The organism is Acinetobacter sp. WCHAc010052, from assembly GCF_002165295.2.
Classification (GTDB): Bacteria; Pseudomonadota; Gammaproteobacteria; order Pseudomonadales; family Moraxellaceae; genus Acinetobacter; species Acinetobacter chinensis.
In genome coordinates, this window is sequence record NZ_CP032143.1 from 588,744 (window position 1) to 613,952 (window position 25,209).

23 protein-coding genes are annotated in these 25,209 nt (G+C 44.5%); 16 read left to right on the forward strand and 7 right to left on the reverse strand.

Annotation, left to right across the window (positions count from 1 at the left end):
* The 5 genes from CDG61_RS03265 to CDG61_RS03285 form a co-directional block, all read right to left on the reverse strand.
* Complete coding sequence (locus CDG61_RS03265) at nt 1-1,344, reverse strand: MacA family efflux pump subunit (protein ID WP_087551359.1); 1,344 nt, start codon at nt 1,342-1,344, stop codon at nt 1-3.
* Nucleotides 1,345-1,512: 168 nt separating this feature from the next.
* Entirely contained in the window at nt 1,513-2,508 is a 996-nt protein-coding gene (gene holA / locus CDG61_RS03270; RefSeq protein WP_087551358.1) for a DNA polymerase III subunit delta, read from the reverse strand.
* Nucleotides 2,509-2,514: 6 nt separating this feature from the next.
* Nucleotides 2,515-3,054: an LPS assembly lipoprotein LptE gene (lptE, locus tag CDG61_RS03275; protein ID WP_087551357.1), complete on the reverse strand. Its 540-nt coding sequence runs from the start codon at nt 3,052-3,054 to the stop codon at nt 2,515-2,517.
* Nucleotides 3,055-3,290: 236 nt separating this feature from the next.
* Nucleotides 3,291-5,912 (reverse strand): leucine--tRNA ligase, encoded by a 2,622-nt coding sequence (gene leuS, locus CDG61_RS03280; RefSeq protein ID WP_087551356.1) that lies wholly within the window; start codon nt 5,910-5,912, stop codon nt 3,291-3,293.
* Nucleotides 5,913-6,058: 146 nt separating this feature from the next.
* Nucleotides 6,059-6,373 carry a DUF4124 domain-containing protein gene (locus tag CDG61_RS03285; protein ID WP_087551355.1) on the reverse strand — a complete coding sequence of 105 codons (315 nt, stop codon included), beginning with the start codon at nt 6,371-6,373 and terminating at the stop codon, nt 6,059-6,061.
* A 691-nt stretch (nt 6,374-7,064) separates the two neighbouring features.
* On the opposite strand from CDG61_RS03285, the gene CDG61_RS03290 reads away from it, so the two are divergent.
* The 3 genes from CDG61_RS03290 to ilvC all read left to right on the forward strand — a co-directional run bounded on the left by CDG61_RS03290 (nt 7,065) and on the right by ilvC (nt 10,408).
* Nucleotides 7,065-8,792: an acetolactate synthase 3 large subunit gene (locus CDG61_RS03290; protein ID WP_087551354.1), complete on the forward strand. Its 1,728-nt coding sequence runs from the start codon at nt 7,065-7,067 to the stop codon at nt 8,790-8,792.
* Nucleotides 8,789-9,280 carry an acetolactate synthase small subunit gene (gene ilvN / locus CDG61_RS03295; RefSeq protein ID WP_087513074.1) on the forward strand — a complete coding sequence of 164 codons (492 nt, stop codon included), beginning with the start codon at nt 8,789-8,791 and terminating at the stop codon, nt 9,278-9,280. The genes CDG61_RS03290 and ilvN overlap by 4 nt, the downstream gene beginning before the upstream one ends.
* Nucleotides 9,281-9,391: 111 nt before the next feature.
* Nucleotides 9,392-10,408 carry a ketol-acid reductoisomerase gene (gene ilvC / locus CDG61_RS03300; protein WP_087513073.1) on the forward strand — a complete coding sequence of 339 codons (1,017 nt, stop codon included), beginning with the start codon at nt 9,392-9,394 and terminating at the stop codon, nt 10,406-10,408.
* Between the two features lie 64 nt (nt 10,409-10,472).
* Here the strand turns inward: ilvC and CDG61_RS03305 are convergent, their stop codons facing one another.
* Nucleotides 10,473-11,591 (reverse strand): hypothetical protein, encoded by a 1,119-nt coding sequence (locus CDG61_RS03305; protein ID WP_087551353.1) that lies wholly within the window; start codon nt 11,589-11,591, stop codon nt 10,473-10,475.
* Between the two features lie 176 nt (nt 11,592-11,767).
* Between CDG61_RS03305 and CDG61_RS03310 the strand changes: the two genes are divergently transcribed.
* From CDG61_RS03310 to der, 13 genes are all read left to right on the forward strand, one after another.
* Nucleotides 11,768-12,577 (forward strand): XAC2610-related protein, encoded by an 810-nt coding sequence (locus tag CDG61_RS03310; RefSeq protein ID WP_087551378.1) that lies wholly within the window; start codon nt 11,768-11,770, stop codon nt 12,575-12,577.
* A gap of 102 nt (nt 12,578-12,679) precedes the next feature.
* Nucleotides 12,680-13,966: a glycosyltransferase family 4 protein gene (locus CDG61_RS03315; protein WP_087551352.1), complete on the forward strand. Its 1,287-nt coding sequence runs from the start codon at nt 12,680-12,682 to the stop codon at nt 13,964-13,966.
* 32 nt (nt 13,967-13,998) lie between these two features.
* Nucleotides 13,999-14,550 (forward strand): phosphatase PAP2 family protein, encoded by a 552-nt coding sequence (locus CDG61_RS03320; protein WP_087551351.1) that lies wholly within the window; start codon nt 13,999-14,001, stop codon nt 14,548-14,550.
* 90 nt (nt 14,551-14,640) lie between these two features.
* Nucleotides 14,641-14,841, forward strand: coding sequence for a Fe-S cluster assembly protein IscX (gene iscX, locus CDG61_RS03325; protein ID WP_087513069.1), 201 nt, complete (start codon nt 14,641-14,643; stop codon nt 14,839-14,841).
* A 121-nt stretch (nt 14,842-14,962) separates the two neighbouring features.
* A complete protein-coding gene (gene ndk, locus CDG61_RS03330; protein WP_087513068.1) occupies nt 14,963-15,394 on the forward strand; it encodes a nucleoside-diphosphate kinase in 432 nt (143 codons plus the stop codon).
* A 121-nt stretch (nt 15,395-15,515) separates the two neighbouring features.
* The gene (gene rlmN, locus CDG61_RS03335; protein WP_087551350.1) at nt 15,516-16,751 is read left to right on the forward strand and encodes a 23S rRNA (adenine(2503)-C(2))-methyltransferase RlmN; all 1,236 of its coding nucleotides are present in this window, start codon (nt 15,516-15,518) and stop codon (nt 16,749-16,751) included.
* On the forward strand, nt 16,726-17,574 hold the full coding sequence (gene pilW / locus CDG61_RS03340) for a type IV pilus biogenesis/stability protein PilW (protein WP_087551349.1): 849 nt from the start codon (nt 16,726-16,728) through the stop codon (nt 17,572-17,574). Before rlmN ends, pilW begins: the two co-directional genes overlap by 26 nt.
* Nucleotides 17,565-18,353 (forward strand): helix-turn-helix domain-containing protein, encoded by a 789-nt coding sequence (locus tag CDG61_RS03345; RefSeq protein ID WP_087551348.1) that lies wholly within the window; start codon nt 17,565-17,567, stop codon nt 18,351-18,353. The genes pilW and CDG61_RS03345 overlap by 10 nt, the downstream gene beginning before the upstream one ends.
* Nucleotides 18,354-18,378: 25 nt before the next feature.
* Nucleotides 18,379-19,500 carry a flavodoxin-dependent (E)-4-hydroxy-3-methylbut-2-enyl-diphosphate synthase gene (ispG, locus tag CDG61_RS03350; protein WP_087551347.1) on the forward strand — a complete coding sequence of 374 codons (1,122 nt, stop codon included), beginning with the start codon at nt 18,379-18,381 and terminating at the stop codon, nt 19,498-19,500.
* A 3-nt stretch (nt 19,501-19,503) separates the two neighbouring features.
* Nucleotides 19,504-20,799, forward strand: a complete 1,296-nt coding sequence (gene hisS, locus CDG61_RS03355) for a histidine--tRNA ligase (RefSeq protein ID WP_087551346.1) — start codon at nt 19,504-19,506, stop codon at nt 20,797-20,799.
* A 29-nt stretch (nt 20,800-20,828) separates the two neighbouring features.
* On the forward strand, nt 20,829-21,527 hold the full coding sequence (locus tag CDG61_RS03360; RefSeq protein WP_087551345.1) for a YfgM family protein: 699 nt from the start codon (nt 20,829-20,831) through the stop codon (nt 21,525-21,527).
* Nucleotides 21,527-22,675, forward strand: coding sequence for an outer membrane protein assembly factor BamB (gene bamB, locus CDG61_RS03365; protein ID WP_087551344.1), 1,149 nt, complete (start codon nt 21,527-21,529; stop codon nt 22,673-22,675). The genes CDG61_RS03360 and bamB overlap by 1 nt, the downstream gene beginning before the upstream one ends.
* Nucleotides 22,676-22,845: 170 nt before the next feature.
* Nucleotides 22,846-24,258, forward strand: a complete 1,413-nt coding sequence (gene der, locus CDG61_RS03370; protein ID WP_087551343.1) for a ribosome biogenesis GTPase Der — start codon at nt 22,846-22,848, stop codon at nt 24,256-24,258.
* A 107-nt stretch (nt 24,259-24,365) separates the two neighbouring features.
* On the opposite strand, the gene CDG61_RS03375 is transcribed toward der, so the two are convergent.
* Nucleotides 24,366-25,139: an SDR family oxidoreductase gene (locus tag CDG61_RS03375; RefSeq protein ID WP_087551342.1), complete on the reverse strand. Its 774-nt coding sequence runs from the start codon at nt 25,137-25,139 to the stop codon at nt 24,366-24,368.
* Between the last annotated feature and the right edge of the window lie 70 nt (nt 25,140-25,209).

Here is a 25,209-nt window from a genome sequence, read left to right on the forward strand (position 1 = left end):
TTAGAATCTCATTGGGCCGTTTTTATTGCTGCGCTTCGCAGAATCATTTGAAGTATCAGAACCATCGGCAATGATCACCTGATCGCCCTGCTTCAGTCCACGTAAAATCTGAGCAGTGACACGGTTGTTCAGACCGACCAGTACCTGTTTACGTTTTGCTGTACCGTCTGCCTGAAGAACACGGGCAACAGAGACAGATGCTTTGCCTTGGTCAATCAGTGCCTTTTCATCAGGACTCAGTTCGAGGCGTTCAGGACGGTCACTGTTCTGAGCACCTTCTTTATTCTGTGATGGCTTTTGAGCAGATGTATTTTTATCTGAACTGTTTTTTCCAGCTGCACGCTGAGGGCTTCTTGCAGCCTGCAAAGCTGAGGAAGGCAGGGTAAGTACGTTTTTAGCTTCAGCCAGAATAATATAAACCTGAGCGGTCATATCAATGCGCAGTTTGCCATCATCATTAGGCACATCAAACAGAGCATTATAATAAACTGCTGTGCTGCTTGATGATGACGTCGAGCTGTTGCTGCTTTCAGTGTTGATGGAGTCTGGCGCAGGTTCCACCTGACGCAGAGTTGCATAGCGTTTTTTCTCACTGTCACCTAAAGTGGTGAAATAGACTTTCTGATCTTCTTCAACTTTCATGACATCTGCTTCAGAAATCTGTGCCTTAATGGTCATGGTGTCGAGTTTTGCCAGTTTGACAATGGTTGGCGCACTTTGATTGGCGTTTACGGTCTGACCTTCTTCCGTCACAATGGCAACCACAGTTCCATCAATTGGCGCAACAATCTGTGTATAACCCAGATCTTCTTTCGCGGTTGCAAGAGTCAGTCGGGACTGTTCAATCTGCGCATTCATGGAAGCAATATCGGCCTGCGCTGTTTTAAATGCAGCGACCGCACTGTCCAGTTCGGATTTTGATGTGGCATCCTCTGCATACATATTTTTCTGGCGGATATATTCAGCTTCTGCTTTGGCTAAATTTGCCTGTTTGGTTGCCAGCTGAGCCTGCTGGTTTTTAATGCTGGCTTCTGCTGTTTTCAGATCATTGGTCTGACGGACAGAGTCAATCTGAGCAATCAGCTGCCCCTGTTTTACCTGATCTCCCAGTTTGACATACATGCGTTTGACCTGACCGGATACCTGCGCACCGACACTGACCATTTTGGTGGCTTCCAGATCACCGGTTGCAAGCACAGAGTCTTCAATATCCCCACGTGAGACTTCAGCGGTAATATACTGAGGTTTAACGTCTTTCGGTTTCAGAAATGTCCACGCAACTGCTGCAATAATGGCAAGGCAGACGGCAATAAGTATAACTTTGGCTGGTTTTATTTTTGGCATGATATACACAGTCTGGTCAGAATGAAAAATTGATCAAATTATAAGGTCGAATTGAGGAGAAAACGTGAATTTTTTAAGGAATTGAAAATGATTATTATTTATTTGGTCAATGAGGTTTAAATTACTGATCAAAATACAGAATATTTCATCTGTATTTCTGATCTGAGTTTAAGCAATATCACTGAACAGAGGTTTTCCACAGAGGCTGGAAATTGCTTGCTGAATCAGATGTTCAGGATTTTCATTGCCAATGCCTTTAATGGAAGCGTCAATTCTGAGTAACAGCGCAGGCCAGCTTAAAAAGACAGCAGGATTCAGTCTGCGCAATGCCTGTTGATAGACACTGATTTTATTTTTCCAGATCCCGAGTTGCAGGGCATTCTGAGGCTGTTCAAACAGCTGCATCAGTAAGCGCATTTCTTTACTGATACTCCACAGAATCAGAGTCATGGCTTCACCGGAGGCAATCAGGTACTGAAAAATTTTGATGGACTGCGCCAGGTTGCCATCCAGCAGGGCATCGTTCAGGTCATATGTTGTATAACGTGACTGATCCTGTAAACATGAGTAAAGATGATCAATCTGAATCACACCAACATCAGCAAAGGTATCACTGACCCGCATCAGGCTGTTTTTAGCTGCAAGCAGGTTATGTTCATGATGCTGTTCCAGCCATTGCCAGGCATCACTCGCGAGCCTGATTCCCAGTTTTTCAGCTTCAAGCCCTAAGATTCGCTGTCTGTCCTGCGGATAATTTGCAGTTAAAGGAACCGTGACACCATTGGCTTCAATCAACTGAAAAAAACTGGATTTGAGGCTGTTGCTGTCCTGTTTGGGCATGACCACAAGCAACAGATTGTGTTCATTCTGCTGAATGTAGCTCTTCAGCAGTTTGAGACTGCTGGCATCAGGTTTGATATTGCCATGCACTTCAACAGCCAGTTGTGTTGAAAACAGAGAGAGACTGTTTAATGCATTAAAAACGTTTCTCCAGTCGCCGACATTGCTGATGTCATAACGCTGGCGTTCAATTTCGTGGGTGGACCAGCTTTTACGGAATGCATCCAGCAGATTCTGCTCAAGTAGAGGCTCCTGACCATGCATAATCCAGGCACCACGTGCTTCATCCACACGTTTCAGTGCCTGAAGATAGTCCATTTTCATGCTGTATTATTCCGCAGCTTTCTGAGGTGCAGGCTGAGAATCAACTGCTTTTGGTAAGCGGTTTGAAGAAATCTGACGGACAATCTGCTGTGCAATGTCATCCATGATGACCTGTTTCAGGTATTTTTCTTCCTGATCATCGGTGTTGACTGTAGCCAGGTCGTACTGATAACTGCGTGAAGCTGTAATAGTCCGTGGTTCAGTCACAGGATTACCCTGAGCATCTTCAATACGGAATGTTACGCTTAGACGAAGCAGTGTTTCGACCAGTTTACCGTTCAGTTCAAGACGACGTGGAGTGTAGTCCAGTACACGCAGAATATAGGCATTCGGAGAGTTACTGATCTGTACGCCAGCTGCACCGAGGTAAATAGCCAGTTTCTCATGCAGTTCCTCTGCTTGTTCAGGTACGGCAAGATTCATATGTGTATAAGCAACCGGTGTCGCGGACGGACTGGTTCCTTTCAGGTGAAAACCACATCCTGTCAGACTTGCACCTAAGCCCAGGGTTAAAACAACTGCTGCTATACGTTGCGCCAGATGCATGCTGTGTCCTCTGCGGAAAGTTTTAAAATATGTTCTGGAATATTTTCCATGATGACAGGGATTGTAAAGTCAAAGCCCGTTGACTGGCAACGGGCTTTGTAGGCTTTTAGTTCCTTCTCCCTTTGGGATGAGGAATATTTTCCGCAAGAGGATGAGGGTGCTTCAATTTATAAAGACCTCTCCCTTGCGAAGCCCCATGCTTCTCATCTCCTGAGAGGAGAGGGGATACAAGGCTTTTAAACCACCAGATTCACTAACTTATTCGGCACAACAATTTCTTTCTTGGTTGGACCAGTCAGGAACTGCTGTACTTCAGGTAATGCTTTTGCCTGTGCCAGAATATCGTCTTTAGAAGCATCAACAGATACTTCCAGTTTGCCACGAAGTTTACCGTTTACCTGAACCACGATGGTCTGGGTATTACGGGTTAAGGCAGACTCATCTACAGCAGGGAACAGTGTGCTGTTCAGTTCAATACCGAACTCAGCCAGTAAAGTCTGACTCAGGTGAGGTGCAAACGGTGCAAGTAAAGTCAGTAATACTGTAATGGCTTCACGCTCAACAGCAACATCGTTATTGTCTTTTGCTTCAAACTTATTGGTGGCATTCATCAGTTCCATCAAAGCAGCAATCGCTGTGTTGAAGGCATGACGACGCTCAATGTCATCACCGACTTTCTGGATGGTCTCGTGAGTTTTACGGCGTAAATCCTGAGCATCGGCAGAAAGAGCAGTTTTGTCGATATCAGAAGCAGCATTGCCTTTTTCAAGGAAACCAGCAGCCAGGCGCCATACACGTTTCATGAAACGGTTTGCACCCTCAACACCTGCATCTGACCATTCAAGTGACTGATCTGGTGGTGCAGCAAACATCATAAACACACGTGCAGTATCTGCGCCGTACTGATCAATAATCGCTTGCGGGTCGATACCGTTGTTTTTGGATTTGGACATTTTTTCCTGTCCGCCAACAGTCACTTCTTGACCATCACCCTGGTATTTGGCAGAAGTGATACGACCTTTTTCATCACGCTCCAGGTCGATGTCAGCAGGGTTAAACCATGTTTTCTTGCCTGATTCAGCTTCGCGGTAGTAAGTATCCGCAAGCACCATACCTTGAGTAAGAAGATTGGTGAATGGCTCGTTGCCCTGTACCACGCCTTCATCACGCATTAACTTGTGGAAGAAACGTGCATAAAGTAAATGCAGGATGGCATGTTCAACACCACCAATGTATTGATTCACTGGCAACCAAGATTGCGCAGCTTCAGGTTTAACTAAACCGCCCGTAAAGTCAGGAGAAGCATAACGTGCATAGTACCAGGAAGATTCTACAAAAGTATCTAAAGTATCGGTTTCACGACGTGCTTCGCCACCACAACATGGGCAAGTCGTCTGGTAGAACTCAGGCATTTTGTTCAGAGGGTTACCTGAACCATCGGGTACAACATCAGTTGGTAAAACAACAGGAAGTTGTTCTTCAGGTACCGTTACTTGACCACATTTGTCACAGTTGATCATTGGAATCGGACAACCCCAGTAACGCTGACGGGAAACACCCCAGTCACGTAAACGGAACTGAACTTTCGCATTTGCCAAAGTCTGTGGTTCTAATTTTGCAAGGATTGCATCATAAGCCGCCTGGAAGTCTAAACCGTCAAACTCTGCTGAATTAACCAGTTTGCCTTCTTTAGAGCCATACCATTCCTGCCATTCAGTTGCGGAATAATCCGCATCATCAGCGCCTTTGGCATCGATGACTTGTTGGATTGGCAAGTTGTATTTATTAGCAAACTCAAAATCACGCTCATCATGCGCAGGAACAGCCATGACTGCACCTGAACCGTATGACATCAATACATAGTTCGCGATCCAGACAGGTACTTCTTCACCTGTGATTGGATGTTTTACTGAAAGACCTGTTGCCATACCTTTCTTTTCAGCAGTGGCAAGATCAGCTTCGGCAACTGAACCCATACGGCATTCTTCAATAAATGCTTTGAGTTCTGCATTATTTTCTGCTGCTTTTAACGCCATCGGATGTTCTGCTGCAACCGCAACATAAGTCACACCCATCAAGGTATCGCCACGTGTGGTATAAACCGTCAAACCATCTGCATAAACATCAGGTTGTGCTGAAGGGAAAGTGATTTCCATCCCTTGTGAACGACCAATCCAGTTACGTTGCATGGTGAGGACTTGTTGTGGCCAACCATCTTTTAAAGTATCTAAATCGTCTAATAATTCCTGTGCATAGTCAGTGATGCGGAAGTAGTACATAGGAATATCGCGTTTTTCAACCAATGCACCTGAACGCCAGCCACGACCATTTTCAACCTGTTCATTTGCCAGAACAGTCTGGTCAACCGGATCCCAGTTCACCGTTGAAAGTTTACGGTAAATTAAGCCTTTTTTATAAAGCTGAACAAATAACCATTGTTCCCAGTGATAGTACTCAGGCGTACAGGTTGCAAATTCACGATCCCAGTCGACTGCAAGTCCCAGTTTTTTCAGCTGGTCACGCATATACGCGATATTTTCAAAAGTCCATTTTGCAGGAGCGACCTGATGTGCAATTGCAGCATTTTCAGCAGGTAAGCCGAAAGCATCCCAACCCATTGGCTGGAGAACGGTTTCGCCTTTGAGGCGGTGGAAACGGCTGATCACATCGCCAATGGTGTAGTTACGCACATGACCCATATGCAGTTTGCCGCTTGGGTAAGGGAACATCGAGAGGATATAACGACGTGGACCTTCTACAGTGTCGGCAACTTTGAATGATTTGCGATTTTCCCAGTCTTTCTGGACAGCTGGTTCAATCGCACTGGCTTGATATTCAGGGTCAATATGAGTAGTCATAAACGTAATAGAGAACAATGGTTAAAAACTGTGGCACACAGCATAGCGCAAAATACACTGAAAAGTGAATTTTGGACTGTGCCTTATGCAGGAAAAAGTAAAAGAATTTGAGTGAAGCTGAAATTCAGCAGATGCTGCTGATCAGATTATTCACCCCGAGCCTGGTCCAGAGCTTTGTTGGCTTCCTGATGTTGAGCCGCCCTTGCTGCTGCCTCGGCTGCTTCATACGCTTCAGGCGCAGCAGAAGACGATGTTGCCTGCGGGGCAGGGGCTGTGCTGTTTTTCCAGCCATAGGTGCTGACTTTTGACCTGGCTTTTGCCTGTTTGGGTGGTGGTGTCTTTGTATAGTGGGTTGTGCCGTTTGCATCCACCCATCTGTAATATTCCTGTGCCTGAGCGGTGTTCAGAAAAATCAAAGACAGTGCGGTCAGGCAGCAGCTTTTAAATACAGTTGAAATCATGGTTCAGTCCCCGTCATCATCACGCTGAATATACAGACTGTGAGATGAATTTTAAAATAAGTTTACTGTGTATTACTCATCTGCTCCTGGCTTCAGCCTCATTTTTTTGATCAGAATATTGTGTTTTATATGATCAGGGTGGCTGAATGGAATGCAGACACAGACCGAAACATTATCCTGTCCACACTGTATGTATTCAGCTGTGCGGTTAAAACAATGATTCAATTTATTTATATAATTTATACCTGTTTTTTATGAAAATGAAGACACATCGTCTGAGAAGCAGTGGTGCGCAGGCTATGCGGTGAAACTGCCTGAATCTCAGTCAGGGTTAAAAATTGAACGGTCTGTAAATAAACAGGAAAAAGCCAGTTTTTAAACTTGACAACTGTGTCTTAAACCACAAAAATGCTCACTTCGGTTTTATATGCCTTCATTCGATCACCCTTCGAATAAGTGTCATGTTGCGTAATGGGCATTTTCTCTAGCCGAGAATATGAACAAAGCAGGAAAACATGTTTATCCCAACATGTTTGAGATCATATATTGCTTAAACGGCAGTCAGATCAGATTTTTTTCCCATTGCTGCAAAAACTGAGAAATATGTGTGCTATAACAGGCAAACAATTCAATGAATGAAATGCTGTCAGTGCCTCCCACTTGACGGCTGATAAGACTAGGGTGAATCACGTTGGAACTTTTATCTGGTGGTGAAATGCTCGTTCGCGCATTGGCGGACGAAGGCGTTGAACATGTTTTTGGATACCCAGGCGGCGCAGTTCTTCATATTTATGATGCGCTATTTCAACAGGAAAAAATAAATCATTACCTCGTACGCCATGAGCAGGCTGCCGGACATATGGCAGATGCATACTCGCGCGTAACAGGTAAAACCGGTGTGGTTCTGGTCACTTCTGGGCCAGGCGCAACCAACACGGTTACTCCGATTGCAACGGCTTATATGGACTCCATTCCAATGGTAATCCTGTCTGGTCAGGTTGCGTCACACTTAATTGGCGAAGATGCATTCCAGGAAACAGATATGGTCGGTATTTCCCGTCCTATCGTTAAACACAGTTTCCAGGTACGTCATGCCAGTGAAATTCCTGCGATTATTAAAAAAGCATTTTATATCGCGTCTTCAGGTCGTCCAGGTCCTGTGGTTGTTGATATTCCAAAAGATGCAACGAATCCAGCAGAAAAATTTGCTTACGAATATCCTGAAAAAGTGAAGATGCGTTCTTATCAGCCACCGCATCGTGGTCACTCAGGTCAGATCCGTAAAGCTATTGATGAGCTGATCAATGCAAAACGTCCTGTGATTTATACCGGTGGTGGTGTGGTACAGGGCAATGCATCTGAGCTTCTGACAGAACTGGCACATATACTGAATTATCCTGTCACCAATACCTTGATGGGTCTGGGTGCTTTCCCTGGTAATGATCCACAGTTTGTGGGCATGCTTGGAATGCATGGAACGTATGAAGCCAATATGACTATGGCAAATGCAGACGTGATTTTAGCAATCGGTGCGCGTTTTGATGACCGTGTAACCAATAATCCGGCTAAATTCTGTCCAGATGCGAAAGTCATTCATATTGATATTGACCCGGCAACGATTTCAAAAACCATCATTGCGCACATTCCTATTGTGGGTGCGGTTGAGCCTGTACTTCAGGAAATGCTGGTTCAGTTGAAACAGATGAATGTTTCAAAACCAAATCCAGAAGAAATTGCATCATGGTGGTCTCAGATCAATGAATGGCGTAAAGTTCATGGTCTGCGTTATGAAGCTGGTGAAAACGGGGTAATGAAGCCTCAGCAGGTGGTTGCTGCTCTTGATAAAGTAACCAACAGCCAGGCAATCATTACTTCAGACGTTGGTCAGCATCAGATGTTCGGTGCGCTGTACTATACCTATGTACGTCCGCGTCAGTGGATCAACTCAGGTGGTCTGGGCACAATGGGCGTAGGCTTGCCTTATGCAATGGCAGCAAAGCTGGCATTCCCTGATCAGCAGGTTGTCTGTATTACCGGTGAAGCATCCATTCAGATGTGTATTCAGGAACTGTCTACATGTAAGCAGTATGGTCTGAATGTGAAAATTCTGTGCCTGAACAACCGTGCTTTAGGTATGGTGAAACAGTGGCAGGATATGAACTACGAAGGTCGTCATTCAAGCTCGTATGTTGAGTCACTTCCTGATTTTGCAAAACTGATGGAAGCTTATGGTCATGTCGGTATTCAGATTGATCATGCAGATGAACTTGAATCGAAACTTGAAGAAGCAATGGCGATTAATGATAAATGCGTATTTATCAACGTCATGGTTGACCGTTCAGAACATGTATATCCAATGCTGATCGCTGGTCAGTCCATGAAAGATATGTGGTTATCTAAAGGGGAGCGTACAGAATGAGACATATTATCTCCGTACTCGTTGAAAACGAAGCAGGCGCGCTTTCCCGTTTAGTGGGTTTATTTTCTCAGCGTGGCTATAACATTGAAACTTTAAATGTTGCGCCGACTGAAGACCCGACCATGTCCCGACTGACACTGACCACTTATGGTGATGATCATCAGATTGAGAAAATCACCAAGCAACTGAATAAACTGGTAGAAGTGGTGAAGGTTGTTGATCTGTCAGAAGGTGCGCACATTGAGCGTGAGCTGATGCTGATTAAAGTCAAAGCACTGGGTTCTGCCCGTGCAGAGATCAAGCGCACAGCAGATATATTCCGTGGGCAGATCGTTGATGTCACACCGACAACCTATACGATCCAGATCGCGGGAACAACAGATAAGCTGGATGGCTTTATTGATGCACTGGCAGAGAACACCATTCTTGAAGTGGTGCGTTCAGGTGTATCCGGTATCGCACGTGGCGAAAAAGTTTTAACTATCTAATTTTATACATTCCGATTATCCTCTCTTTCTGAAAAGGAGAGGGTCTGGTTCAGTGAAAACGAAAACACACACCAGACTGAAAGGAAACAAAGCATTTTAGCGGAGACAGCAATGCAAATTTTTTACGATAAAGACTGTGACTTATCTATCATCCAGGGCAAAAAAGTAGCGATCATCGGTTATGGTTCACAAGGCCATGCGCATGCGCTTAACCTGAAAGATTCTGGCGTGGACGTAACTGTAGGTTTACGTGCAGGTTCTGCTTCATGGAAAAAAGCTGAGAATTCAGGTCTTAAAGTGTCTGAAGTTCCTGCTGCTGTTGCTCAGGCAGATGTGGTAATGATTCTGACTCCAGATGAGTTCCAGTCTCAGCTTTATCGTGACGTAATTGAGCCGAACATCAAGCAAGGCGCTACTCTGGCATTTGCTCACGGTTTCTCTGTTCTTTATAACCAGGTTGTTCCACGTGCTGACCTGGACGTAATCATGGTTGCTCCAAAAGCACCTGGTCACACAGTACGTTCTGAATACCAGCGTGGTTCAGGTGTTCCTGACTTAATCGCGATTCACCAGGATGCTTCTGGTAATGCACGTAATGTAGCGCTTTCTTATGCTTCAGGCGTAGGTGGCGGTCGTACAGGTATTATCGAAACTTCTTTCCGTGAAGAAACTGAAACTGACCTTTTTGGTGAGCAGGCAGTTCTTTGTGGTGGTGCTGTTGAACTGGTTAAAATGGGCTTCGAAACTCTGGTTGAAGCTGGTTATGCTCCAGAAATGGCTTACTTCGAATGCTTACACGAACTGAAACTGATCGTTGATCTGATGTTTGAAGGCGGTATCGCGGACATGAACTATTCAGTATCAAACAATGCTGAATATGGTGAATACGTAACTGGCGTTGAAGTTATCAATGAACAGTCTCGTGAAGCAATGCGTAATGCACTGAAACGTATTCAGTCTGGTGAATATGCGAAAATGTTCATTCAGGAAGGTGCGTTGAACTATCCTTCAATGACAGCTCGTCGTCGTCAGAACGCGGCTCATGGTATTGAAGTGACTGGTGGTAAACTGCGTGCGATGATGCCTTGGATCCAGGCAAATAAAATCGTAGATAAAGAGAAAAACTAAGTTTTAGTTTGATCTTAAAAAAACCCACTCGATTGAGTGGGTTTTTTTATACTGGATTATTCAGTTACTGTTCAGGAATCAGTCGAAAACTGTCCTGGTCGATGAAGTAATCCTGGAAATAGCCTTGCTTGAGCTGGATTGTGTATTTCTGACCGGTTTTTAAGTCTGATCTGTACCATTGCCAGTCTTTATGAACATAAATATCAGTTAAACCGCTTGTTTCTGCAAGCTCTGGACTGAGTGACCATTGCTGTGAATGCTGATCAACCGAATTTAAATACATCTGAGTTGTCACGATGGCTGCATTATGCTCACTGTAAATCCGGTTCAGCTGCAATGCTCCAAAGTACAGGCAGGGCCCAAGTAAACAGCCACTCAGAAGGGCGCTGAAAAATGGATATTTTTTGCCTTCAGTCCGAATGATCAACCAACTGAAAAGTATGGAAACAATAATAAAAGGTATCATCAGATTCCATGCTTCTACTGCAAAATGTAAGCCTTGCAGCACCATTGGGCTGACAAGCATTGCCGCAAATCCGATCAGTAAGGCAACAGCTGTAATCAGTAATGGTGAATAACCGATATCCTGTTCCTGACGGGATTTTTTCAGCAACTCCAGTTCTTCAGTAGATGGGTTTTCGTTGAATGTTTCTAGGTTGAGTTGCCAGTGATATTTAAGGTTCACTAAAATTTCTCTGGATTGTTCTTCAGAAAACTGAGACATGTTCAGTAGTGTCAGTGGGGGTCTTAGGGTTTGATGAAAAAAACCGGAGCGAGCGGGTGAGTGATTGTTGAAACGCAGTAAAGCCCGTTTTTGCCAGAACAGAATGTGGTTCTCAGCTTTGTACATCCGGAGCAGCCGGTAGAGTTTCAGTATGGCTGTGTGATTGGGTGGGAGCTGCAGATAAACAGGCTCCGTCAGTGAGCTCAGCTGTGTCTCGCTTTTAAACAGGAGTGAGTGCATACAGCAGCGCTGGTCAGTCAGAATAAATTTTAAAGTCAGATAATGAATGCTGAAACCGACGCTGATGATGATATAGATGAAACGAAACCAGTCAGTCTCATTGTGTTCAAAAGATACTCGGAGAAGAAATAATACGATGACACTGTAGATAATCCCCAGATAAATGGCTTGCTGTGGACGGCAGCTGTACAGCGTGGATTCCCCAGGATTGACTTGCATGTTTATTCTTAACTTATTATAAATTCTGCTTATTGTATTGTTATATATGGTTTTAATGAATAGGTGGTTCTGCTGGAAATAAGAAAATTTGAACATTCTGTAGTAAAAATATTTTTTACGGACTGTTCGGCTATGTGACATTATTGAATGAACTGAATTTCACGCTGGATGGTTTTATGAGTATTAAAGCAGTATTGAGTATTCTGATTTTGCTTGGCTGTGCCTCATCCCTCAAAGCTGAAACTGTCTTTGAGAGTGGATTGACTCAGTTACGTGATGTGACGGTTTATATGCAACGTATGCTGAAATCCACAGATGATCGGTACTTACTCGATATTTACTCAGGCGTCTGGAACCCTCACGGCACATTGTTTAATCTTGAAAATGGTCGTGCAGTCAGTTTTGAAGGGTTTCAGAAAGGTAACCGAATTGAAATGAAATCATTTAACCCTGAACTTGGAGATGCTGCAAAAGGAATGTATAGCCTGAGTGGTGATCTGAATGCACAGTCTGGAGAAATGTCTGCATTATTCAGCCAAAGAGATGGGATTTCTGAAAATATCAGTTTTAAACCGATGGTACAGGTATCAGAGCGTCCAGCTTTTGTATTTAAACTTTATGGCTACTGGGATGATAAAGCATATAAGCATTATATTAAGCGCATAGATGTTCAGGATAAAAGAACGGGTCAGACTGTTCAGCAGCTCGATGGTTTTTCTGCATTTGCTTATGGGATTAATTATAAAGATATGAATTTTGATGGTTATTTTGACCTGGTGCTGGATGATGCATCTGAGGGCAAACGACTGGAAGATAACTATCAGATTTACTGGATGTATAATCCGCAGACTAAAAAATTTCAGAGATCTCCTCAGCTTGAAAAGATCAAAGGCTCTGCGCATCTGGATGGTGTAAACAGGCAGGTGAGCTTTGGAAATGGGCAGAATTATCAGGTGGAAAAGGGGCTGTTCAGAAGAATTCAATAACAGCCAGTATGTCAGTTGATTTCAGCAAACTGTCATATAAACAACATCAAAATGAAAAAAAGCAGCGCTAAGCTTGTGTAAAAATCAAGATATAGGTGTGGAATGTCAAATATCTACGCTGCTGAATTGCTAAAACAACAAGATTTTCCAGATAATTTTAAATTCTACTTTAAAAAGACCGTCGGCTCGAATGTGGTACATCGGGCTGATCAGGCACTTGAAAAACTGGTCAGACCCCGCCTGAAAATTGCCATTGTAACTGAAACCTGGCCACCAGAAATTAATGGTGTTGCGATGTCCTTATTGCAGTTGAGTAAAGGGCTGCAGGCATCAGGGCATAAAATTTTATTGATCCGCCCATCACAGTTGCATTCATGTGCTGACTTTAAACCTGATCGTGAATGTCTGGTGAAAGGGCAGAGCATTCCTAAATATCCTGGTCTGAAGTTTGGCTGGCCACAGTTTATGAAGCTGTCCGCTGAGCTTGATGATTTTCAGCCCGATGTTGTACACATTGTCACTGAAGGGCCTCTGGGGCTTGCTGCGTTGCAGGCTGCCAGAAGCAGAAAACTGCCTGTATCCAGTGGTTTTCACTCAGCCTTTCAGGACTTCAGTCGTTTTTTTGATCTCGCATTTTTTGTGAAACCTGTACAGCGTTATCTGCGCTGGTTTCACAATGCAACTCATCTGACCTGTGTACCGAGTAAGGACACAGAGGAAGCACTGCGTGAATTTGGTGTGAAATGTCCGCTTGTTGTGGTTGGGCGAGGGGTGGATACGGAAAGATTTTCACCTGCGCATCGCTCTGAAAAAATCCGCCGGCAGTGGGGTGCGACAGAACAGACCCGCGTCATGATTTATGTGGGTCGGGTATCACCGGAAAAAGAAGTGAATGTCCTGATTGATGCCTATAACGCCATGAAAAAAATGGGCAAGGCAGATATTAAGCTGGTTGTGGTCGGTGATGGACCAGATAAAACCCGACTTGAGCAGATACATAAAAATACCGATATTGTGTTTACTGGAAGTCTGGGTGGCAGGGATCTTGCTTCTGCATATGCAAGTGCAGATGTCTTTGTCTTTGCAAGCCAGGTGGAAACATTTGGAAATGTGGTACTGGAAGCCATGGCGAGCGGATTGCCTGTTGTCGCTTATGACTATGCCTGTGCGGCACTGCATTTAAAACATGAAGTATCAGGCTGGTTAAGCCCAATAGGGCAGGCTTCGGCATTGATCCAGCACATGTATCAGTTACCTGAAAATAACGTGTTGCGGCAAATGGGAGCTGTGGCACGTGAAAAAACCCTGCAGGCAGGGTGGAACTATCCTGTTCAGCAGTTTGAACAGGCGTTGTATGCGGTTGCGAAGGAGACGCAAGTGACGTCCTGAAATTTAAGCATCGTGCTTAAAGGAGTGTATCCATGAAATTTAAGAATGCAAAAATAAGAATACTTGACCTGGATCTGAAAGGTTGTCTGTATCTGAATAATTTTTCTCATTCAGACCAGGTGTCGCAGTTTTTTAAAATTATCAGTCGTCTCGGAGATGGTCTTTTCTGGGGCAGTATGCTGTTCATTGTCTGGGCAATGAAAGGACTGGCGTTTTATGTTCAGCTGATTTACCTGGCTCTGGGCTGTCTGATCGGTACCATGATTTATAAAGTCCTTAAAAGTAAAACAGTCAGACCACGACCTTATCAGGTGCATCAGGTCATCCGCATGGGTGAGCGGCCACTGGATCACTTCAGTTTTCCATCTGGACATACTCTGCATGCCGTTATGGTAACGACTGTACTGGGTTATGTAGCACCTGTACTGTTGATTGTGATGCTGCCTTTTACCGTACTGGTTGCACTTTCCAGAATGGTGCTGGGACTGCATTATCCAAGTGATGTTGCGGTGGGTGCTGTGATCGGTGCTGTAGTCGCTACCGCTGTGATTTTCACTGCACCTTATCTGAATATCGTGCTGTAAAGATTGTATATACAGGTTAGGTACTGGTGTTTAAAGACTGAAATTTGTTAAAGTACAGCATCGAATTTTTTACAGTACGCAGGATAAGTCATGGGCTTACGCTGGACAGATACCATTGATATTGCAATAGAGCTGTATGAAGCTCACCCTGATGTAGACCCTCAGTGGATCCGTTTCACTGACCTGCATGCCTGGGTATGCGCATTACCGGACTTTTCAGACAGTCCAGAAAAATCTACAGAAGGTCTGCTGGAAGCGATTCAGATGGCGTGGATAGACGAAGCCAGCTGAAAGCACCAGGCAGTACGTCGAAAAAATCGGGTTTTTTTACATATCAGCTGCTGAAATCAGCCTGTTATTCGGTATAATGCGGCAAAATTTTCACGTCTAATTTGACATAAGGAGCCAATCAATGGCTATTGAACGTACTTTATCTATCGTTAAACCAGATGCTGTTGGCAAAAACCACGTTGGCGATATCTTTGCCCGTTTTGAAAAAGCTGGTCTTAAAATCGTTGCAACTAAAATGAAACACCTGTCTAAAGCTGAAGCTGAAGGCTTCTATGCTGAACACAAAGAACGTGGTTTCTTTGGTGACTTAGTTGCATTCATGACTTCAGGTCCAGTTGTTGTTTCAGTTCTTGAAGGCGAAAACGCAGTTCTTGCTCACCGTGACATCCTTGGCGCAACTAACCCTAAAGAAGCTGCTCCAGGTACAATCCGCGCAGACTTCGCTGTAAGCATCGATGAAAACGCTGCTCACGGTTCTGACTCTGTAGCATCTGCTGACCGTGAAGTTAACTACTTCTTCGCTCAGACTGAGATCTGCCCACGTACTCGTTAATTCGCAGTATTCAAACCAGATAAGTGTTATTATACTTATCTGGTTTTTTTATTTCTTGAGCTTCATCTGCTTATTTATTGAGCATCTCCTGTCTTTTAAAATATGGTTTAGGTAATTACACATGAGTACCGAAGTGACTGCTTCATCCGTTATTTCTGCTGAACAGCAAACATCAGTATCCGTTTCTGCGCAGAAAGAACCTGTACAAAAAGTGAATTTACTGGGTATGTCCAGGGCTGAACTTGAAAAATTTTTTGAAGATATGGGGGAGAAGAAATTTCGTGCCAGTCAGGTCATGAAATGGATTCATCAGTTTTTTGTCACTGATTTTGCTGAAATGACCAATATTTCAGGCAAGTTACGTGAAAAACTGGAAAAAATCTGTGAAATTAAAGCGCCAGAAGTGGTGCATAAAAACTATTCCAAAGACGGTACCCGAAAATGGGTGTTCCGTGTCGGTGATGGTGAAGGCTCACTCGTTGAAACTGTACTGATTCCTGCTGAGCACCGCAGTGGTTTACGCCGCACCTTGTGTATTTCATCGCAGGTGGGCTGTGCACTGGACTGTTCATTCTGTTCTACAGGTAAACAGGGCTTTCAGCGTGATCTGACTCAGGCAGAAATCATTGGTCAGCTGTGGATGGCAAACTATTCCTACATGGAAGATGTGCCTGTGCTTGAGCGTGAACGTTCTGTGACCAATGTCGTGATGATGGGCATGGGTGAACCGCTTTTAAATTATGATGCTGTTCTGAACTCAATGCGTACCATGCTCGACGACTTTGCTTATGGTATGTCAAAACGCCGTGTCACGCTGTCCACATCAGGTGTTGTACCTAAAATTGATCAGATGGTGAAAGATATTGATGTGGCTCTGGCGATATCACTGCACGCACCAAATGACGAACTGCGTAATGAACTGGTTCCCATCAATAAGAAATATCCGCTGGAACAGTTGATTGCAGCGTGTCAGCGTTATATTGCCAAAGATGGCAATGAAAGTTCACGTAAACACGTGACGATTGAGTATGTCATGCTGGATGGTGTCAATGATCATCCTGAGCATGCGCAGCAGATGATTAAGCTGTTGAAAAATCTGCCAAGTAAAATTAATTTAATTCCTTTTAATCCGTTTCCGCATGCGCCATACGGACGTTCAAGCCGTAACCGGATTATTTCTTTCCAAAAAACTTTGTCTGATGCAGGATTTGTGTGTACGATTCGTCAGACACGTGGTGACGATATTGATGCAGCTTGTGGTCAGCTTGTTGGTCAGGTTGCAGATCGTACCCGTCGTGCAGAGCAATGGAAAAAGAAAATTTCAGAAAAAAATGAGATATTGCGTTCGCAAGGCTAGATCAAGGGGAAGTCAATTGGGTAAGTCTGTTTTAAAAATTGCATTTATAACAACAGTCTGTATATCAACAGTGTTGATTTCAGGCTGTCAGACTCCCGCTACAATTGGACAGAAAGATCCTGAAAAAGCAGTCAAAGTCAGATCTCAGCTGGCGGCTGAATACATTCGCAGTGGTGATCTTGATGCAGCGAAACGAGCACTGGATCAGGCACTTGAGTCAGATCCACGTGATGCAAATGCCAATATGATGATGGGTATCCTGTTACAGCAGGAAGGCAGTAAAATCAGCATGGAAAAAGCTGACAGCTATTTCCGCCGTTCCATCTCATCAGATTCTAAAAATGCGCAGGCGCGTAACAACTATGGTACGTACTTATATCAGGTTGAGCGTTATAATGAGGCGGTTGAACAACTGAGTATTGCGGGAGCAACGCTTGGATATGATCAGCGTTCAAGAGCACTTGAAAATCTTGGACGGGTATATCTGAAGCTGGGAGATCAGGCGAGTGCTGAAAAAGCATTCAGACAGGCACTCCAGGCAAACCGTAATTCTTTTGTTTCAATGCTGGAATTATCAGAAATTCTTTATCTGAACCAGCAGGCTGAATCCGCAGGGAAGCTGTATGAGCAGTTTGTCCGTGCAGTCGGTCAGAAAAATCAGGGAGCGCGTGCATTATGGATCGGTATCCGCATCGCACGGGCCAATGGCGATAATCTGGGAATGCAGGTGCTGGTCAATCAGTTACGGGCTCTGTTTCCAGACAGCCAGGAATACCAAAGTTATTTGAAATTACAGCACAGTACTGAGGCCGTATGGAAGTAAATCCTAATTCACAGCAACCAACCGGTTCAAGCACAGCAACCAACGCATTAGGAAATGTTCAGCGTCCAGGTGAATACTTACGTCAGATTCGCATGAATCAGAAGCATGAATTAAATGTAGTTGCAGCAGAACTGAATATGCCGCTGAAAACCTTGACTGCTCTGGAACAGGATGATTACAAATCATTGCCTGAACCGGCATTTATCAAGGGTTATTATCGTACTTATGCGAAATATCTGAAGGTGGATGCTTCAACGATCATTCAGCGTTTTGATGAAATTTATGCAAATGATACAGGTCTGTTACCGAATCATGCCCTGAATAATTCTCCAATTAAAATTATGGGGAAACTGCCAGGTTCAAACAGTGAACGTAACAGAAAATGGCTGAAGCGCAGTCTGATTGCAGCTGTTGTTGTTGTGGTACTGGCTGGACTGGTGATGCTGATCCAGAACTGGACATCATCCGGTTCTAACTCAGAAGCACCTGTAGCTGAAGAGCCGGATGTTCAGGTATTGAGTATGAACGGTACAGAAGCAGTTTCAGGTGATCAGTTAAAGCTTGAGTTCAGCCGTCCGACTTCAGTCAATATCGTGGATTCTACAGGTAAGGTCCTTGCGACAGGTCGTCAGGCTTCAACACTGGCTGTCAGCGGTGAAACACCATTCCAGATCCGTCTGGATGATGCAGCAGCAGTGTCATTAAGCTTAAATAATGAAAGTATTTCATTGTCTCCATATACTGTAAACGGCAAAGCAGAATTCCGTTTATCACGTTAATGCAGGCGAACAGCAGAGCAATATAATGATTGAGAATCCAATTAAACGTCGACCTACCCGTAAAATCCGTGTTGGTTCAGTTTATGTCGGGGGGGATGCACCAATCAGCATCCAGAGTATGACCAATACTGAAACCTGTGATGTCGATGCGACAGTTGTACAGATTCAGCGTTGTGCAGATATCGGTGCAGATATCATGCGTGTTTCTGTACCGAGTATGGAAGCCGCTGAAGCTTTTGGTGAAATCCGTAAGCGTGTAAACGTACCGCTCGTTGCAGACATTCACTTTGATTATAAAATTGCACTGCGTGTTGCAGATCTTGGTGCAGACTGCCTGCGTATTAACCCGGGTAATATCGGTTCAGAAGCGAAAATCCGTGAAGTGGTTGCTGCTGCACGTCATAACGATATTTCCATGCGGATTGGGGTCAATGCAGGTTCACTGGAAAAAGATATTCAGAAAAAATATGGAGAACCGACAGGTCAGGCACTGCTTGAATCTGCCATGCGCCATATTGATATTCTGAACCGTCTTGATTTTCATGAATTTAAGGTCTCTGTAAAAGCATCCAATGTGTTTTTAACCATGGATGCCTACAGATTGCTGTCCGAACAGATTGATAACCCATTGCATCTGGGTGTCACAGAAGCTGGGGTGTACCGCACAGGCTCAGTGAAGTCAGCCATTGCACTGGGTGGTCTGCTGATGGAAGGCATTGGTGACACCATGCGTATTTCTCTGGCAGCAGAACCTGAAGAAGAAATTAAAATCGGCTTTGATATTTTAAAATCGCTTGGTTTACGTTCCAACGGCATTAACTTTATTGCCTGTCCGAGCTGTTCGCGTCAGGAATTTAATGTTATCAAAGTCATGCAGGCGCTGGAAGAGCGTCTGGAAGATGTCCGTACCCCAATGGATGTCTCTGTGATTGGCTGTAAGGTCAATGGACCTGGTGAAGCCAAGGAAGCTGATATTGGTGTGGTGGGTGCTGCACCCCGTTCGCTTGTTTATCTGAATGGTGAAAAAAGCCATTTGATTGATACAAATCAGTTGGTTGATGAAATCGAATCCATGGTTCGTCAACGTATTGTAGAGCTTGAAGAAGCTAAATCGAAAGAGATTATCCGTACAAGTTTTTCTGAGTAAATCATGAGTTCAATTGTTGCAATTAAAGGTTTTAATGACGTACTTCCATCCCAGTCCGCTGCGTGGAGACGTCTTGAACAGCATCTGGCTTCCATTATGGATGCTTATGGTTACCAGCAGATTCGTCTGCCGATAGTTGAACAGACGCATCTGTTCAAACGTTCAATCGGCGATGCAACGGATATTGTCGAAAAAGAAATGTACACATTTTTTGATAAAGGTAACCCGCCTGAGTCTCTGACTTTGCGTCCTGAGGGGACAGCAGGTTGTGTACGTGCGATGGTTGAACATAATCTGCTGCGTGGTGCAACACCACGTGTCTGGTATGTTGGTCCAATGTTCCGTTATGAAAAACCGCAGAAAGGACGTTACCGTCAGTTCCACCAGTTCGGCGTGGAAACTTTTGGCGTGGCAACACCTGATCAGGATGCGGAAGTGATTCTGCTGACTGCGCGTTTATGGAAACGCATGGGTGTGGCAGACAAAGTGCAGCTGGAACTGAATACACTGGGTGAGTCTGAAGAACGTGCAGAATACCGTGCAGCACTGGTTGAATTTCTGACTGCACACAAGGCTGATCTGGATGAAGATTCTCAGCGTCGTTTAAGCACCAACCCACTGCGGATTCTGGATTCTAAAGATGCTAAAACACAGGCAATTTTAGAACATGCACCAAAACTTCATGACTTTATGAGTGAAGAAACCCTACAGCATTTTGAGCAGTTGAAGCAGTATCTGACTGATGCGGGTATTTCTTTTGTCATTAATCAGAAACTGGTCCGTGGTCTCGACTATTACAATAAAACCGTGTTTGAATGGACAACGACGCATCTGGGTTCACAGGGTACAGTCTGTGCAGGTGGACGTTATGACGGTCTGGTTGGACAGTTGAAAGGTAAAGCAGATCAGTCTGTACCTGCGGTTGGTTTTGCAATGGGTATGGAGCGTTTATTGCTTCTGCTTGAACAGGTTGAAGACAACACACCTGTCCGTGAATGTGATATTTTCCTGGTTGCAGATCCTGCATCACAAGGTAAGGCACTGGTACTGGCAGAGCAGATCCGTGATCAGCTGGAAGCTGCGGGCAGTACAATCCGTCTGAAAACAGGTTCACAGGGTTCAATGAAGAGTCAGATGAAAAAAGCTGATCAGTCAGGGGCTGTTTTTGCAATGATTCTGGGTGAGCGCGAGTGGGAAGCACAGCAGTTGTCTGTGAAGGAACTTGCAACAGCTGAACAGAATGATGTTGCAATTACTGATATTGTTACATTTGTCATGGGCAGATTTTCTGCAAAATAAGCCGAAAATATAAGGGAAAAGGTAGTCGTATGAGCGCGTTAAGTGAAGAAGAACAACTTGATAATTTAAAATCTTTCTCCAAAAAGTATGGCTCTGCCATCGTCAGTGGGATTTTAATTGCGTTGATTGCCTTTTTCGGCTGGGAGTACTGGCAGAAGAAAACACTGGCAGAAAACCAGATGAACACAGCGAAAGTTCAGCAACTGATGGATGATGCAAATGCTGCCAATGGTGCAAATGCTTTTAATGACCTGTCTGCTACTGCGGATAAAATCGTGAAAGAAGCACCTGATTCAGCACAGGCCATTCAGACACAGTTTCTGATGGCAAAACTGGCTTTTGATAAAGGCGATTATGCAGCTGCTGAAAAAGCACTGAAGAAAGTTGAAAACTCAAAAGTGAAAGATGAAGGTCTGATCCAGGTGTTGAAACTGCGCCTGGCTTATGCTCAGCTTGCTCAGAAAAAATATGATGAATCTTTAAAAACGTTGACAGCAGTCACTGATCCGGCATTTAAAGCAACGGCTGAAGAAGCCCGTGGCGATGTCTATGTTGCAAAAAATGATGTCGAAAATGCTAAAAAAGCATATAAGAGCGCATGGGATGTATTGCTTGAGCGCAAACAGGAACGTCAGATTTTACAGATTAAACTCGAAAGTGTAGGCGTTCTGGTGGATGATCCGGATATCGAACGCCCAGTTCTGAATACACAAGTGGAAGCATCTTAATGGATATAAAATATAAAATACCGTTTGCTTTAACCGTGCTGGTCGTTGCACTGGCAGGATGTTCGAGTAATAAAGTCAAAGTCGAAGAAGTAAAGCCGAATCCACTGCCTAAACTTGTACAGAGCAAGACCCTTGTTCCTGTCTTTACGCATTCTGTGTCCGCAACTTCTGTCAAAGATCCATTACGTTTACAGATGGATGTAGAAAATGGCGTGATTTTTACGGTTGAGCCTAAAGGTGAAGTATCTGCATTCCGTGGTAAAGACCGTCTGTGGCAGAAAAAAATCAGTAAATCAGGTCTGAGTGCCGGTGTTGAAGCTGGTGAAGGCATGCTGATTACCGGTAATGAAAAAGGGCAGATTTTTGCACTTGATCAGGCAACCGGTGAGCAGAAATGGACAGCGCAGCTGGCGGGTGCGGTGCTTGCACCATCACTGATTCAGTCTGGGCGTGTTGTGACCGTCAGTAATGATGGCACAGTCTATGGGCATGATCTGGCAACTGGTCAGCAGCTATGGACGTATAACCTGCCGAATGTTCAGTTCAGCCTGCGTGGTATGGCGAAACCGGTTGCACTTGATGCACAGACAGCCATTATTGCGTCTGCCAATGCCTATGTATATGCCCTGGATATTTTAAGTGGTGTGCCGCGTATGCAGCGTCGTGTAGCTGTCAGTGACGGGCGTTCTGATATTCAGCGTCTGAATGATATTGATGGTGACCCTGTTATCGCAGGTCAGTTCCTTGTGACAACCAGCTTTCAGGGGCAGGTGACTGTGACTGATCTTGCAACCCAGCAAGTGATCTGGAGTGAAGACTCAAGCAGTATCCGCCGTCCAGAGGTTGCAGGTAATGCTGTTTTTGTTGCAGGTGCAGATGGTAAAATTACTGCTTACGAAATTACGACAGGGCAGGAGCTTTGGCAGAATGACAGTCTGCTGAACCGTAAACTGAGTAATCCGGTCATGCTGGGTCAGGATCTCGTTGTGGGTGATTATGAGGGCGCACTGCACCTGATTAACCCTGCAAATGGAGAGCTGACCGGTCGTGCTAAAACCAGTGGTGAAGTCCGTTCACTGCGTGTTGTAGACAATCAGTTATATGTATCCACGCAAAAGGGTGCATTCAGCGTCTGGCAGAACCGTTAATTTTTTTTCTGCCTTGTGCTAAACTATAGCGCTGATATTTAATTTTTTTAAAATTCTCGGGGTTTTGATTATTCAGCCCCGAGTTTTTATTCAGGTTTTACCCTATTTTTCTTCTATTGTTTCTGATGTTCAGACCAGCCCGCTGTCTGATTCTGAATTAAGGTTAATCTATGAAACCCGTAATTGCGCTCATTGGTCGTCCGAACGTCGGAAAATCAACTTTATTTAACCAGATTACCAAGAGCCGTGATGCTCTGGTAGCTGACTTCGCAGGTCTGACCCGCGACCGTAAATATGGCGATGCTGTATTTCAGAATAAATCCTTTATTGTGGTCGATACTGGGGGTATTGGCGAAAATGAAGGGGGTATTGACTCCTACATGGCAGAACAGTCCAAAACTGCCATTCATGAAGCCGATATTATTATATTTGTGGTAGATGCGCGTGCAGGTCTGCTTGCTTCAGATGAGCAGATTGCCCGTGAACTGCGTACCCTGGGTAAAAAAGTTTACCTGGTTGCTAACAAAGTGGATGGCGTACATGCCGAAGCTGCACTGGTGGAGTTTTTCAAACTCGGTATGGGCGAGCCAATGCAGGTTGCAGCCAGTCATGGTCGTGGTGTTCAGCAGATGCTGGAAGACGTACTGGCTGATGTACCTGAAGATGAAAATCCAGAAGAGCATGATAAACATACAGGGTTGCGTTTAGCGATTATTGGTCGTCCAAACGTCGGTAAATCGACGCTGGTGAACCGTCTGCTGGGTGAAGAACGTGTTGTGGCATTTGACCAGCCAGGAACAACGCGTGACTCGATTTACATCCCATTTGAACGTGATGGTCGTCAATACACTCTGATTGATACTGCGGGTGTGCGCCGTAAAGGTAAAGTCGATGAAATGATTGAGAAATTCTCAATTGTGAAAACTTTACAGGCAATGAAAGATGCACATGTTGTTGTAATTGTTGTAGATGCACGTGATGGTATCGTGGAGCAGGATCTGCACCTGATTGGCTATGCGCTTGAAGCTGGTCGTGCCATGGTGATTGCGATCAACAAATGGGACAATATGTCTGATTATGACCGCAAACAGTGCAAGCTTGATGTGGATCGTCGTTTTGACTTTATTCCATGGGCTAAAATCCATCTGATTTCGGCATTGCATGGTACGGGCGTTGGTGATTTATATCCATCCATTCACCGTGCTTATGATTCTTCGCACCTGAAAGTATCACCTGCAAAAATCACTCAGATTTTAAATGATGCAACCGACGCTCATCAGCCTCCAATGGTACAGGGTCGCCGCATTAAAATGCGTTATGCGCATATGGGCGGTCAGAATCCACCGACGATTGTCATTCATGGTAATAAAGTGGATAAAACCCCTGCGGATTACCGTCGTTATCTGGAAAACGTGTTCCGTAAAGTCTATAAACTTGAAGGTACACCGGTCAAAATCGAATTCAGAACCTCTGAGAACCCGTTTGAAGGTCGTAAATCTCAGATTGATGAACGTACTGCTGCCCGTAAACGCCGTTATGTTCAGAAATTCAAAAAGGCTGAAAAGAAATTTAAACGTGGCTAAGTGCTGAAAAATGCATAGTTACAATAAAAAACCAGTATCCGGTGATGCTGGTTTTTTATGGGCAGTACTGATGTTCAGCATTACTGGATTGCGATAAGCGCTCAGTATTATTTACGCCGTGCAATCAGCAGATTACTTAAACGGTTTACGAACTGAGGACTGACACTGGACAGCCCAAACAGAACTTTGGTTTTTAAGCCAACGGGCAGATGCGTTGCTGTAAACAGGGTATCTTTTGCTCTGGCTCGGCTGTATACATCCTTTGCGACGTCTGAGGCGGTTAAATGTACGCCCATGTTATCAATGCTTGCAGCATCCATATTTTTTACCATGGCAGTCTGTACAAACAGAGGCATCACATCCAGTACACGGATGCCGTATTTTTTCCATTCGATATCCAGTGCTTCAGTAATCCCACGAACAGCAAATTTACTGGCAGAGTAGGACACCAGGTCAGGTTGTCCATAGATGGCTGAAGCTGACGACAGATTGATGACCCGTGCAAAGGATGCTGTTTTTAAAAAAGGTAAAGCCGCATGACAGCCATTGAGTACACCTTTAATATTGATATCCACCGTCCGGTGATGTGACTGAATATCGGTATTTTCAAATGCCCCTGAATAAAGAATCCCTGCATTATTCACAAGAATATTCAGCTCACCTGCCCATGCGGTAAATTCGGTCAGCGCTGCCTGCCACTGTGCATAGTCAGAAACATCGAGCAATCCTGCTTTGGCATTGTTTCCCAGTTGCTGCGCAAGCTGTTCGGCCTGGGAAATATTGATATCATAGATACCGACTTTATAACCCTGTTGATGGAACAGGGTTGCAATGGCTGCCCCAATCCCCTGTGCAGCCCCACTGATAAAGATACTTTGCATGTCTTTTGCTCCCTGTTCTGTATTGTTCTGATTTTTTTAATGCAGACTGAGCATAGCAATAAAACCTGTA